Below are 13,624 nucleotides of genomic sequence, written 5' to 3'. Positions count from 1 at the left end.
CGAGGCCCAATGAAGAGTCAAGACGTACTTCTGCTGATTAAACTGATTTGTCTGGAGCAGCGCGAGCGTCTGCAGCACAGGCTCGACAACGAAACAGCAGAACTGATCAAGTTAAGCGATACCGGCACCACCGACCAATGGCAAGGCTGGGAGGATCGCTCAGAGCAAGACCCGCCTGTGCATCACGACAGCTACTCCGTTCGCGCCCTGCAAACCTCACTGGGCATCAGCAAAACCGAAGTCGCCTCCGCACTCAAGCGCTGTCAGCAGATTGGGCTACTACGCATAGACCCAAGCACCCAGCTACCTCGGGTCAACACCACCGCACTATTAGGCTTTATTGAGCATGGCTTGCGTTATGTATTTCCGGTCAAGCCCGCAGAATTTGTCCGCGGTATTCCAACAAGCTTTTCCGCCCCCGTGTTGCAGGGCAAGCTGATGAGTGGCGGCGACCTTATCCACGTTTGGCCGGACGCTTATGGCACTCGCAAAGGGCAATCCATAACCCCCCTATTCAAGACAGTACCGGGCGCGGTCAAAAAAGACTCCCTTTTGTATGAATACCTGGCGCTGATCGATGCCGTTCGCCTGGGCAATGCTCGGGAAGCCAATCTTGCGAACCAAATTCTGCGCGTGAAAATTCTTTAAACATGAGCCGCACACAAAACATTGAGATGCTCGAAGTCGTCGCCAAGGCGGTCGGCGCAGACTTGTGCCTGGAAGTCGCCTTCGTCGGCGGTTGCACGACAGCCTTGTTGCTGACCGACGAATTCAGCCTGGAAGAGGTGCGCTACACCGACGATGTCGATCTGGTCGTACACCTGACAGGTTATGCCCAGTGGCAACAACTGGTGGAACAACTCAAGCAAAAAGGCTTCAAGCAATCGCCGCAGGATGAAGTCATCTGCCGCATGCGCCTGGGCGAACTGAAAGTCGACTTCATGCCCGAAGATGCTGAAACCGCCAACCTATTGGGCTGTAACAACCGCTGGTTCACCGATGGTTTAGCCACCGCGCAATGGCACGAATTACCGAGTGGCTCTCGTATTCGCCTGTTCAGTCCGCCTTACTTCCTTGCCAGTAAACTCGAAGCCTACGCCGGTCGCGGCGCTCAGAATCCACTTGGCAGCCAAGACCTTGAGGACATTCTCAACCTGGTTAACGGCCGAGAAGAACTGTTGACCGAAGTAGAATCTGCCGCCCCTGAACTCCGAGCCTACCTGGCCCAAACAATGGCAGAACTGCTGGGGAACAACGATTTCGGCTACCTGGTGCAGGATGCCGCTCGTGGCGATAGCGAACGTGAGCAGATGATCTGGCAACGTTTGCACCACATCGTCCGGGTAACCGCCTGAATGCTCACAACTGCTAAATGGCATACCCAGGCGGGCACCCTCACGGCGGACAACCGTGATGTCTCCGCTCATGCCGCACATACACATGCCAGCATTTACCTCATTGCCGACGGCAGTAGCAGTCACCCTCGCAGCGGTGAATTGGCCCAGGCCCTGCTTGATGATCTAACCGTCGGTTTTAACCAGTTACCTACGATTGAACTGAACGCAGATCCGTTGGCCGAAGCGCTATTGCGGATAATTGCCCGCAGCCATCAGACGCTACGTGACGATTTCCCCCTCGCAGCCTGCAGCTATCTGGTGCTTTGCCTACTTCCCAATGTCGCATTCACTGTTCATGAAGGTGACTGCTGCCTGGGCAGAATTGAACATGACGGTGAAATCACCTGGCTGAGTGCTGTACATTGCGCCCCAAACTGGCAAGGCAACCTCACCCATGCGCAGATTGCACTGGCGTCGTCACGTCATACGTTGACCCGCTGCTTCAGCGCCAGGCGAACGAGTAGCCCTGAAATCAATTACTGGCCTGCCCGCCCAAACCAACAGTGGTTGCTGGCGAGCGATGGCTTCTGGGCTGGTTTATGTGCCCAAGAGCAACAGACATTTTTGCGTGACGGCCACCTGCCCGCCCCGCCCACCGATGACGACATCAGTTGCCTTAGCGTCATCACGCGAACGACTTGATGAGTCGAACCACTCATCCTTATCGACTCATATTCAGACCCATTTTTTAGAGTATTTCCCATGAACAACAGCGACATCGTCCAGAAGCTCTGGAACCTTTGCGACGTCCTGCGCGACGACGGCATCAACTACAGCGACTACGTCACCGAGCTGGTGCTGCTGCTGTTCATCAAGATGGAATTCGAACAGGTTCAGAACAACGACAGCTTCAGCCACAAGCTGCCCGAAGGGGCGCGCTGGCCGGACCTGAATGGAAAATCCGGTCTGAATCTGCTGAACCACTACCGGCAGATGCTGCTCGATCTGGGCAAAAATACCGACCCGTTGATCGCCGCCATCTACGCCGATGCCCAGACCCGCCTCAAAGAGCCGCGCCATCTGGAACAACTGATCAAAAGCCTCGACGGCATCGACTGGTTCAGCGCCCGTCGCGATGGCCTTGGTGACCTTTATGAAGGCCTGCTGGAAAAGAATGCCAGCGAAACCAAATCCGGTGCCGGTCAGTACTTCACCCCGCGCCCGTTGATCGACAGCATCATCAACTGCATCAAGCCCCAGCCCCTTGAAACCATTCAGGATCCGGCAGCAGGTACCGCGGGCTTCTTGATTGCTGCCGATGCCTACATCAAGAGCCACACCGACGATCACTATGATCTTGATGAAAAAACTCGAAGCTTCCAGCGCAACCGCGCCTTTGTCGGCGTAGAGCTGGTGCCTGGCACCCGCCGCCTGGCGCTGATGAACACCCTGCTGCACGGCATGGAAGGTGATGAGGAAGGTGTGGTGCACTTGGGCAATGCACTCGGTCAAACCGGGGCCAATCTGCCGAAAGTGGATGTCATCCTGTCCAACCCACCGTTCGGCACCGCCAAGGGTGGCGGCGGCCCGACCCGCGATGACCTGACCTACAAGACCAGTAACAAACAGTTGGCCTTTCTCCAGCACATTTACCGTGGGCTGAAACCCGGAGGCCGCGCCGCCGTAGTGCTACCCGACAACGTGCTGTTCGAAGCGGGCGTCGGCACCGATGTGCGCCGTGACCTGATGGACAAGTGCAACCTGCACACCATCCTGCGCCTGCCCACTGGCATCTTTTACGCTCAGGGCGTGAAAACCAATGTGCTGTTCTTCCAAAAGGGCGCCATCGAAAACCCTCGTCAGGATCAAGGTTGCACCCAGCGTGTGTGGATCTATGACTTGCGCAGCAATATGCCAAGCTTCGGCAAACGCACTCCTTTCGGCGCACAGCACCTCAAACCATTTGAGGATGCCTACGGGGACAATGCCAACGGCAACAGCTCGCGTGCGGAGAATGTCGAAGGCATCGGTGAACTCAGTCGCTTCCGTGTGTTTACGCGCGAGCAGATAGAACAACGCGGCGATTCGCTGGATATCAGTTGGCTGAAGGATTCCGCCAGTCTTGATGCGAGCGACTTGCCGGCGCCCGAAATATTGGCCGGTGAAGCTATGGCCGAATTGACCGAAGCCCTGCATGAACTGGAAGAGCTGATGAAGGCGCTTGGGGCTGGGGACGAAGTGGTCGCACAGAAGCAACTGATGGCGGAAGTCATGGGATTGGTGGTTGCTCAGGAGAATGGGGATGAATGAGTTGCCAACGGGGTGGGTAACCGCTTGCATTCGCGATGTTGCTGACATAAATCCCAAGCAGGCTTTCGATGATCACTTGGCAGCAGGCTTTGTGCCCATGTCCCACGCCCCGACCAATTTCCGGGACAAGTTGCGTTTTAGTGATCGCAGCTGGGGCGACATCAAGAAGGCCTATACGAATTTTAAAAATGGCGACGTAATATTCGCCAAAGTGACTCCTTGCTTTGAAAACGGCAAAGCCGCGTTTGTTGAAGGTCTACCTAATGGTATAGGTGCGGGAAGCAGCGAATTTTTTGTACTGCGTCCATGTAATGAAGAGGTGTCAGCCAAATATCTGCTGGCGTTAGTTAAAAGCCGTGGATTCATGCGTGAAGGCGCATCGAACATGACCGGAGCAGTAGGCCTACGCCGTGTACCAAAACAGTTTGTTGAAAACTACCCTGTGTTGGTTCCACCATCTGCCGAACAAATCCGCATAGCCCAAAAACTTGATGAACTGCTGACTCAGGTAGACACCCTCAAAGCCCGCATCGACGCCATCCCCACCCTGCTCAAACGCTTTCGCCAATCCGTCCTCGCTGCAGCAGTTTCCGGGCGGTTGACAGAGAGCTGGCGAGATGGAAAACAGCCTGAATGGTCATATCAAAAAGCCGCTGATGCTTGCGATAAAGTTCAAAGCGGAGGAACACCGAGAGAAGGATTTACTGACCGCGGCGTTCCCTTTTTGAAGGTCTACAACATCGTCAATCAAAAAGTTGACTTTGACTATCGTGCGCAATGCATAACAGAAGCAATACACAAGGGGTCATCCGCAAAATCCATTGCAAAGCCTGGCGATGTCATCATGAACATCGTTGGGCCGCCGCTTGGCAAGATCGCAACAATTCCAGCAAGCCATGAAGAGTGGAACATTAATCAAGCGATCACACTCTTCAGACCGAGCAGCAGAATAATATCTGGCTGGATTACCATCGTTCTTGAAGGTGGCGATAATCTGCGAAATATAATTAATGAAACAAAGGGCTCAGCTGGGCAGGTGAACATTTCACTTTCTCAGTGCAGGAGTTTTGTGTTTCCTGTTCCATCGTTAATTGAACAACAAGAGATCGTCCACCGCGTCGAACAACTCTTCGCCTTCGCCGATCAACTGGAAGCCAAAGTCGCCTCAGCCAAAAGCCGTATCGACCAGTTAACCCAAAGCATCTTGGCCAAAGCCTTCCGCGGCGAACTCGTCCCCCAAGACCCAAACGACGAACCCGCCAGCGTGCTGCTGGAACGCATCAAGGCCCAGCGCGCCGCCGCTCCCAAAGCCAAGCGTGCGCAAAAAAGTGCGCGCGTTTAGTTTCGTTTACTTAAGGTGTCGCAATATCGGATGACGCCCGCAAACGTTGTAGGCAAACTCCGAATCTCGTATATGGGCACTTTGATGCCTTGTTGGGCTTTTCTTCGGCGGGATACTCTCCGGACGTCGCTGACCATTCAGCGATCGGGCTTGGAAACCCGTCGAATACTAGCCGCAACAGCGCCCCCATCATGATTGCTCGTTTTTGTGATCATGAGTTATGACAGCTGTGCGTGGGACGCCTTCGGGCGTGCCGGTTCCTAGTTTCCCGGTTTTCCAACCTGCGCATAGCTGTCACCCATTCGCTTGGAAACGAATGTGTCAGCTCCTCAACTAGGATTTTGACTATGACTAAATTTGATTCATCCGCGATTTCAGAACTAAAAACCATCGGCCTCACCCCGCTCATCTACTGCTCGGATCAGGCGTTGTTCAACGTCCGCGCCGGCGTCCCCATCGTTGATGCATTGTCACAAGCCTCCGACCTGCTGTTCCTCGCCAAATCATTTACCGAGGATGCAGCCTACATAAAAGACACCGACCGCCACGCCTGGGCCGCGCATTATTTGACGGCTATGTCCAAGGCAGTGATTGATGATGTGGTGAAGGTACTGACACCGCGACCTGCTCGGACAAAGACTGAATCTGAAGAAGAGCTACCTGAAAGCAAGTAAAGGCACAGGGACGGAAAAGCCGCGTAATCACGCGGCTTTTTCATTCCAGCAGACACCGCAAATACCCTGTGGGAGCGGGCTTGCTCGCGAAAGCGTACCGTCAGGCGACATCAATGTTGAATGTGAGTCCGTCTTCGCGAGCAAGCCCGCTCCCACAGGGGATCTCCTTGACTCCAAAAAATGTAAGCCACACAAAAAAGCCCCCGCTACCTTCATGGCAACGGGGGCTTTTTCATGTGGCTTACATTTCGACTTGCGTACCCAACTCAATCACCCGATTCAGCGGCAAATTGAAGAACCGCAAATTACCATTGGCATTCTTCAACATGAAGGCGAACAACGTCTCGCGCCAGCGGGCCATGCCTTCGAGCTTGGAGGCGATGACCGTCTCGCGACTGAGGAAGTAGGTGGTGCGCATCGGACTGAAATTCAGGTCATCCAGATGGCACAGTTTCAAGGCCTCAGGCACGTCCGGCTCGTCGGTGAAGCCGAAGTGCAGGATCACCCGGAAGAACCCTTCGCCGTAGGAATCGACATCGAAACGCCGTTGCGGCGGGACGCGCGGGATGTCTTCGTACACCACTGTCAGCAACACGACTTGCTCGTGCAGCACCTGGTTATGCAGCAGGTTGTGCAACAGCGCGTGAGGCACGGCATCCGGGCGAGCGGTAAGGAACACAGCCGTGCCCTGGACCCTATGCGGCGGCTGCACGCGGATACTGCTGATGAAGATCGGCAGCGGTAACCCGCCCTCGTCCAGTCGCTCCACCAACAATTGCTTGCCGCGTTTCCAGGTGGTCATCAACACGAATAGCGCGATACCGGCAATCACCGGGAACGCACCGCCCTGAATGATTTTCGGCACGTTGGCGGCGAAGTACAGACCGTCCACCAACAGGAAACCCAGCAACACCGGAACCGCGAGAACCGGTGGCCATTTCCACAGCAGCAGCATCACCGCCGACACCAGGATGGTGGTCATCAGCATGGTCCCGGTCACCGCCACGCCGTAGGCCGAAGCCAACGCGCCGGAGGACTCGAAGCCCAATACCAGCAGGATCACGCCAACCATCAGTGACCAGTTCACCGCACCGATGTAGATCTGGCCTTGCTCGGCACTGGACGTATGCTGGATGTGCATGCGCGGAATGTAGCCGAGCTGGATCGCCTGACGGGTCAGGGAGAATGCACCGGAGATGACCGCTTGCGAGGCAATCACCGTGGCCATCGTCGACAATCCCACCAACGGGATCAACGCCCAGCTTGGCGCCAGCAGATAGAACGGGTTACGGGCGGCTTCCGGATCACCGAGCAGCAATGCGCCCTGGCCGAAGTAGTTCAGTACCAGCGCTGGCAGAACCAGAATGAACCAGGCCCGGGCGATGGGCTTGCGACCGAAGTGGCCCATGTCGGCGTACAACGCCTCGGCACCGGTCAATGCCAGCACCACGGCGCCAAGAATCGTGACCCCCATGCCTGGGTGAACCATGAAGAAACGTACGCCCCACACCGGATTCATCGCCTGCAACACTTCCGGGTGCTGACTGATGCCATATACGCCTAATGCGCCGAGCACCAGAAACCAGGTGACCATGATCGGCCCGAACAGAATGCCGATCCGCGCCGTACCGTGGCGCTGAATCAGGAACAATGCCACCAGCACCACCAGCGACAGCGGCACTACCCAGTGGTCGATGCCATCGAATGCCAGCCCAAGGCCTTCAATCGCCGACAGCACGGAAATTGCCGGAGTGATCATGCTGTCGCCATAAAACAGCGCCGCACCGATCAACCCGCAAACCACCAGCAACATGCGCAACCTGGCGTGCCCCGCCGCTGCCCGTCGGGCCAGCGCGGTCAAGGCCATGATCCCGCCCTCACCCTGGTTGTCGGCACGCAGCACGAACATCATGTATTTGATTGAGACGACCCAGATCAGCGACCAGAAGATCAGCGCCAGAATGCCCAGCACGCCGTCATGGTTGACCGGCACGCCATAGCCACCGGAAAACACTTCTTTGAGGGTGTACAACGGGCTTGTGCCGATATCGCCATAAACCACCCCGACCGCCGCGACCAGCATGCCGATCGGCTTCGCCGCCGAATGCTCGGCACCCGCCGCCTGACTACTTGCCTGACCCATCCACCACTCCTGTTACCAAACCCGGATTTCTTTGAAAGAGCACTATGCTTTGCCGTGCAGCATGCGCTGTTTTACTTGTTGTTACAGACGTTTTATTGACTATAGAGAATCGGTAAAGCGTAAAGGCGCGAAGCATAGCGCAGCACTCGTCGTATTTCCCCGCATAAAGCTGGTCAAGTGCGCCGCCCATCGCTAGAATTGCGCACTTTTTGACCAGAGGGCGCAACATAGCGCCCGTCTGTCGCCTTGCCGTCTTCGGCTGGAGGCGTCACCCAATACCGAGGTTAGACATGTCCACCACTCCTGCGCCGGCCAATCCAAAGGTTGGCTTCGTTTCCCTGGGTTGCCCTAAAGCACTGGTCGACTCCGAGCGCATCCTTACCCAGCTGCGCATGGAAGGCTATGACGTTGTGTCCACCTATCAGGACGCGGACGTCGTGGTGGTCAACACTTGCGGCTTCATCGACTCGGCCAAGGCCGAGTCCCTTGAAGTGATCGGCGAAGCCATCAAGGAAAACGGCAAGGTCATCGTGACCGGCTGCATGGGCGTCGAAGAAGGCAACATCCGCAACGTCCACCCAAGCGTATTGGCCGTGACCGGTCCGCAACAGTACGAGCAAGTGGTCAACGCCGTGCATGCCGTTGTGCCGCCGCGTCAGGATCACAACCCGCTGATCGACCTCGTGCCGCCGCAAGGGATCAAACTGACCCCGCGCCACTACGCGTACCTGAAGATTTCCGAAGGCTGCAACCACAGTTGCAGCTTCTGCATCATCCCGTCGATGCGCGGCAAACTGGTCAGCCGTCCGGTCGGTGATGTGCTCGATGAGGCCCAGCGCTTGGTCAAGTCCGGCGTTAAAGAGCTGTTGGTGATTTCCCAGGACACCAGCGCCTACGGCGTCGACGTGAAATACCGCACCGGCTTCTGGAACGGCGCGCCGGTGAAAACCCGCATGACCGAACTCTGCGAAGCCCTGAGCACCCTCGGCGTCTGGGTGCGTCTGCACTACGTTTACCCGTACCCGCACGTCGACGAGCTGATCCCGCTGATGGCCGCCGGTAAAATCCTGCCGTACCTGGACATCCCGTTCCAGCACGCCAGCCCGAAAGTCCTGAAAGCCATGAAACGCCCGGCCTTCGAAGACAAGACCCTGGCGCGGATCAAGAACTGGCGCGAAATCTGCCCGGACCTGATCATCCGTTCGACCTTCATCGTCGGCTTCCCCGGCGAGACCGAAGAAGACTTCCAGTACCTGCTGAACTGGCTGACTGAAGCCCAGCTGGACCGCGTCGGCTGCTTCCAGTACTCGCCGGTCGAAGGCGCACCGGCCAATGACCTGGACCTGGAGATCGTTCCGGACGACGTCAAGCAAGACCGCTGGGACCGCTTCATGGCGCATCAGCAAGCGATCAGCTCGGCACGCCTGCAAATGCGCATCGGCCGTGAAATCGAAGTGCTGGTCGATGAAGTCGACGAGCAAGGCGCGGTCGGCCGTTGCTTCTTCGACGCCCCGGAAATCGACGGCAACGTGTTCATCGACAACGGCAGCAACTTGAAGCCAGGCGACAAGGTCTGGTGCAAAGTGACCGACGCTGACGAATACGACCTGTGGGCTGAACAGATCTAAACGCAAAAAATACAAAAGCCCCGCTCTCTTGACGAGATGCGGGGCTTTTTTACGTCTATCGTTTTGTGGGAGAAAGAACTCGCGTCATCCACGGAAGAGAGGCCAGCGGGCATGCGCCAACACTCAGTCATTCACACACCGAAACAGAGCGACTACGAAGAACTCACCCAAGTGTGGGAGGCCTCGGTGCGCGCCACCCATGACTTTCTGCCCGATAGCTACATCGAACTGCTGAAGAACCTGGTGTTGACCCGCTACCTCGACGCGGTGATGCTGATCTGCACCAAAGACTCGCACCAGCACATCACCGGGTTCGCCGGCGTCGCGGCGGGCAAAATCGAAATGCTCTTCATCGACCCGGCGCATCGCGGCAAGGGCCTGGGCAAGCTATTGCTGCGCTACGCCATGGAACACCTGAACGCCGATGAACTGGACGTCAACGAGCAAAACCCGCAGGCCTTGGGGTTTTACTTCAAACAGGGCTTTGAGGTGATCGGTCGCTCGGAAGTCGATGGCATGGGGCAGCCCTATCCGTTGCTGCATATGCGTTTGCGCCAAAACCAGCAAAGTTCACAGCATGGCTGACACAACACGGAACAAATGTGGGAGCGGGCTTGCTCGCGAATGCGGTGTGTCATTCAACAGATAAATTGACTGATCTACCGCCTTCGCGAGCAAGCCCGCTCCCACAAAAAGCTGTGCAGCGCAAATGGAGCCGGGATTAACCGGCGCCAGGCAGGTACAATGCCCACCCCTTTTTTGTTACGGCCCTGTCATGACTGACCCGATTCGTCTCTCCAAACGCCTCATCGAACTCGTCGGCTGTTCCCGTCGGGAGGCTGAGCTGTTCATCGAGGGCGGCTGGGTCACCGTGGACGGTGAAGTCATCGACGAGCCGCAGTTCAAGGTCGACACCCAAAAAGTCGAGCTCGATCCCGAAGCCAAGGCCACTGCGCCGGAGCCGGTGACCATCCTGTTCAACGTGCCTGCGGGCATGGACGCGGAAACGGCCATGGCGACCATCAGCGCCGAGACCCTGAGCGAAGAACACCGCTACGGCAAACGCCCGCTCAAGGGCCACTTCCTGCGCCTGACCGCCAGCACCGATCTGCAGGCCAATGCCAGCGGTCTGCTGGTGTTCACCCAGGACTGGAAGATCCTGCGCAAACTCACTGCAGACTCCGCCAAGATCGAGCAAGAGTATGTGGTCGAAGTTGAAGGCGACATGGTGGCTCACGGCCTCAATCGCCTGAATCACGGCCTGACGTACAAGGGCAAGGAACTGCCGCCGGTCAAAGCCAGCTGGCAGAACGAAAACCGCCTGCGTTTTGCGATGAAGAACCCACAACCGGGTGTGATCGCCCTGTTTTGCCAGGCTGTAGGCCTGAAGGTCGTCGCCATCCGCCGCATCCGCATCGGCGGCGTGTCCATCGGCAAAGTGCCTTTGGGGCAATGGCGCTACCTGTCCGGCAAAGAGAAGTTCTAAGACTTTTCACGCCGCCATACATTTCGGCGCCGCTGCTTATGCGGCGCCCACTGCTGAATATCAGGACTGCACACCATGATTCATAACGACGTACTGCGCAGCGTGCGCTACATGCTCGACATCAGCGACAAGAAAGTCATCGAGATCATCAAGATCGGTGGCATGGACGTGTCCATGGAAGACCTGCTGACGTACCTCGACAAGAAAGAGGAAGACGAGGAAGGCTTCGTACGCTGCCCGGACGAGGTCATGGCACATTTCCTCGATGGCCTGGTGATCTTCAAGCGCGGCAAGGACGAAAGCCGTCCGCCGCAGCCGATCGAAGTGCCGGTGACCAACAACATCATCCTGAAGAAGCTGCGTGTGGCCTTCGAGCTGAAAGAGGACGACATGCACGCGATCCTCAAGGCGGCCGAGTTCCCGGTGTCCAAGCCTGAGCTGAGCGCGCTGTTCCGCAAGTTCGGCCACACCAACTACCGCACCTGCGGCGACCAGTTGCTGCGCAACTTCCTCAAAGGCCTGACTCTGCGCGTTCGCCCGCAGTAAATCGCCCACGAACGCCACGGTCCCTGTAGGAGCGAGGCTTGCCCTAACTAATGCCAGTCAGTTAAGCGCAATTCAATGTGGGAGCGGGCTTGCTCGCGAAAGCGGTGTATCAGGCGACATCAATGTTGACTATGCCGCCGTCTTCGCGAGCAAGCCCGCTCCCACAGGTTTCGCACCTTAACTGACTGGCATTAAGGCTTGCCCGCGAAGGCAATCTTCAAAACGCCTTCGCCAGCAAGCCGTGCTCCTACACGGGCCGTGGCCGCTCAAGGCTGTATAGACCCTCATTCCGCGCAAAAATAGTGGCTCCGCTTCTGACGGCTGACGACTAGGGTGTACTGACCCTCAGCTCTCAGGACTCGCCCTATGCACCCGTATTTTTCTCTCGCAGGCCGCACCGCTCTGGTGACTGGCGGCACCCGCGGTATCGGCAAAATGATCGCCAAGGCTTATGTCGAGGCTGGCGCCACTGTGTACGTCTGCGCCCGAGATGCCGAAGCCTGCCAGAAAACGGCTGATGAACTGAGCGCATTCGGCCGTTGCCACGCGGTGTCAGCCAATCTGGCCACTGAAGAAGGTGTGCTGCAATTGGCCACTCGGCTGGGTGAACAGATCAGCCATCTGGATATTCTGGTGAACAACGCCGGCACCACGTGGGGCGAGCCGCTGGAGAGTTACCCGGTCAAGGGTTGGGAGAAGGTCATGCAGCTCAACGTGACCTCGGTGTTCAACTGCATCCAGCAATTTCTGCCGCTGCTGCGCAAGGCTGGTTCGGCGGCGAATCCGGCGCGGATCATCAACATTGGTTCGGTGGCCGGGATTTCTTCCTTTGGCGAACAGGCCTATGCCTACGGCCCGAGCAAGGCTGCCCTACATCAACTGTCGCGGATTCTGGCGCGGGAGCTGGTGAGCCAGCACATCAACGTCAACGTGATTGCACCGGGGCGTTTCCCGAGCAAGATGACTCAGCACATCGGGAATGATGAGCAGGCGTTGGCCGAGGATACGGCGTTGATTCCGATGAAGCGCTGGGGGCGGGAGGAAGAGATGGCGGCGTTGGCGATCAGTCTGGCGAGTACGGCTGGGGCGTATATGACTGGGAATATTATTCCTTTGGATGGTGGGTTCAGCCTTTAATCCGTGGTGCGGCCTTCGCGAGCAAGCCCGCTTCCACACTGGATTTATGCTCGCCACAAATGGTGTGGTCACAGGAAATCCAGTGTGGGAGCGGGCTCGCTCGCGAAGGCAATCTGTCAGTCACCACCGACCCAAGGGCCGATCGGGTTATCATGCCCGCCCACACCCCGCCTCGACCCCAAACCATGACCTACAACGTTTCCCCCATCGGCTTCGTGCGCTCCTGTTTCAAGGAGAAGTTCGCCATTCCGCGCCAGCCGCAACTGGCCCCGGCCGCTCGAGGCGTGCTGGAGCTGGTGGCGCCGTTCGATCAGGGTGATGCGGTACAGGGGCTGGAACAGGTCAGCCATGTCTGGCTGTTGTTCCTGTTCCATCAGGCCCTGGAAGAAAAACCACGCCTGAAAGTCCGCCCTCCGCGTCTGGGTGGCAACAAATCCATGGGTGTGTTCGCCACTCGGGCAACGCACCGGCCCAATGGCATCGGTCAATCGGTGGTCAAACTGGACAAAGTCGAAGCCAATCGGCTGTGGATCTCCGGCATCGACTTGCTGGACGGCACACCGATTCTCGACATCAAACCTTACGTGCCCTACGCCGATATCATCGACACGGCATCCAACAGCATCGCTAGTGCCCCGCCGCAGTTGATTCCCGTGCAGTGGACAGACTCAGCGCTGCAACAGGCTCACGGCCACGCTCAGCGGCTTGATGAGCCCTTGGTCGAGCTGATCGAGCAATGCCTGGCACAAGACCCACGCCCGGCGTACCAGATTCCTGCACCGGAAAGGGAATATGGCGCGCAGTTCTGGGATGTGGATGTGCGCTGGCATTACCCGGAAGCCGGCATGATCCGCGTCCTCGAAGTCATTCCCGTATCCAACACGTAGGAAATTTCGTCCGGCATAAAAAAGCCCGCGCAGCCTTAAGGCAACGCGGGCTTTTTATGGTCTACGCCAAACCAATAATGAAATGGCTACCCCCGCCGCCCCCTGCGATCGCCCACTAAGCTTTCGCAGGGGGC

General features: G+C 57.3%; 13 protein-coding genes. 12 read left to right on the top strand and 1 reads right to left on the bottom strand.

Annotated elements, in window-relative coordinates; all coding sequences use genetic code 11:
- Positions 1-9 precede the first annotated feature (9 nt).
- From IC37_RS22900 to IC37_RS22875, 6 genes are all read left to right on the top strand, one after another.
- Positions 10-648 carry a hypothetical protein gene (locus IC37_RS22900; RefSeq protein ID WP_030131317.1) on the top strand — a complete coding sequence of 213 codons (639 nt, stop codon included), beginning with the start codon at positions 10-12 and terminating at the stop codon, positions 646-648.
- A 2-nt stretch (positions 649-650) separates the two neighbouring features.
- Positions 651-1,355 (top strand): hypothetical protein, encoded by a 705-nt coding sequence (locus tag IC37_RS22895; RefSeq protein ID WP_030131318.1) that lies wholly within the window; start codon positions 651-653, stop codon positions 1,353-1,355.
- Positions 1,356-2,039, top strand: coding sequence for a protein phosphatase 2C domain-containing protein (locus IC37_RS22890; protein ID WP_030131319.1), 684 nt, complete (start codon positions 1,356-1,358; stop codon positions 2,037-2,039). It abuts the gene before it with no gap.
- Positions 2,040-2,099: 60 nt separating this feature from the next.
- Positions 2,100-3,647 (top strand): class I SAM-dependent DNA methyltransferase, encoded by a 1,548-nt coding sequence (locus tag IC37_RS22885; protein WP_030131320.1) that lies wholly within the window; start codon positions 2,100-2,102, stop codon positions 3,645-3,647.
- Entirely contained in the window at positions 3,640-4,989 is a 1,350-nt protein-coding gene (locus tag IC37_RS22880) for a restriction endonuclease subunit S (RefSeq protein WP_051414859.1), read from the top strand. Before IC37_RS22885 ends, IC37_RS22880 begins: the two co-directional genes overlap by 8 nt.
- Before the next feature lie 347 nt (positions 4,990-5,336).
- Positions 5,337-5,663: a DUF3077 domain-containing protein gene (locus IC37_RS22875; protein WP_030131322.1), complete on the top strand. Its 327-nt coding sequence runs from the start codon at positions 5,337-5,339 to the stop codon at positions 5,661-5,663.
- A gap of 241 nt (positions 5,664-5,904) precedes the next feature.
- On the opposite strand, the gene IC37_RS22870 is transcribed toward IC37_RS22875, so the two are convergent.
- Positions 5,905-7,806, bottom strand: coding sequence for a potassium transporter Kup (locus IC37_RS22870; protein WP_030131323.1), 1,902 nt, complete (start codon positions 7,804-7,806; stop codon positions 5,905-5,907).
- Between the two features lie 290 nt (positions 7,807-8,096).
- Between IC37_RS22870 and rimO the strand changes: the two genes are divergently transcribed.
- The 6 genes from rimO (at position 8,097) to tsaA (ending at position 13,490) form a co-directional block, all read left to right on the top strand.
- Positions 8,097-9,434 (top strand): 30S ribosomal protein S12 methylthiotransferase RimO, encoded by a 1,338-nt coding sequence (gene rimO / locus IC37_RS22860; RefSeq protein ID WP_030131324.1) that lies wholly within the window; start codon positions 8,097-8,099, stop codon positions 9,432-9,434.
- A gap of 111 nt (positions 9,435-9,545) precedes the next feature.
- Positions 9,546-10,019, top strand: coding sequence for a GNAT family N-acetyltransferase (locus IC37_RS22855; RefSeq protein WP_030131325.1), 474 nt, complete (start codon positions 9,546-9,548; stop codon positions 10,017-10,019).
- Between the two features lie 190 nt (positions 10,020-10,209).
- Complete coding sequence (locus IC37_RS22850) at positions 10,210-10,920, top strand: rRNA pseudouridine synthase (RefSeq protein ID WP_008072721.1); 711 nt, start codon at positions 10,210-10,212, stop codon at positions 10,918-10,920.
- A gap of 75 nt (positions 10,921-10,995) precedes the next feature.
- Positions 10,996-11,466, top strand: a complete 471-nt coding sequence (locus IC37_RS22845) for a DUF1456 family protein (RefSeq protein ID WP_030131326.1) — start codon at positions 10,996-10,998, stop codon at positions 11,464-11,466.
- Between the two features lie 366 nt (positions 11,467-11,832).
- Complete coding sequence (locus tag IC37_RS22840) at positions 11,833-12,603, top strand: SDR family oxidoreductase (RefSeq protein ID WP_030131327.1); 771 nt, start codon at positions 11,833-11,835, stop codon at positions 12,601-12,603.
- 185 nt (positions 12,604-12,788) lie between these two features.
- Positions 12,789-13,490 carry a tRNA (N6-threonylcarbamoyladenosine(37)-N6)-methyltransferase TrmO gene (tsaA, locus tag IC37_RS22835; RefSeq protein WP_030131328.1) on the top strand — a complete coding sequence of 234 codons (702 nt, stop codon included), beginning with the start codon at positions 12,789-12,791 and terminating at the stop codon, positions 13,488-13,490.
- Positions 13,491-13,624 lie beyond the last annotated feature (134 nt).

The organism is Pseudomonas sp. QTF5 (assembly GCF_000512695.2).
Taxonomy (GTDB): Bacteria; Pseudomonadota; Gammaproteobacteria; order Pseudomonadales; family Pseudomonadaceae; genus Aquipseudomonas.
Note: the sequence above shows the minus strand (reverse complement) of the source record. Positions and strands in the feature narration are given on the sequence as shown.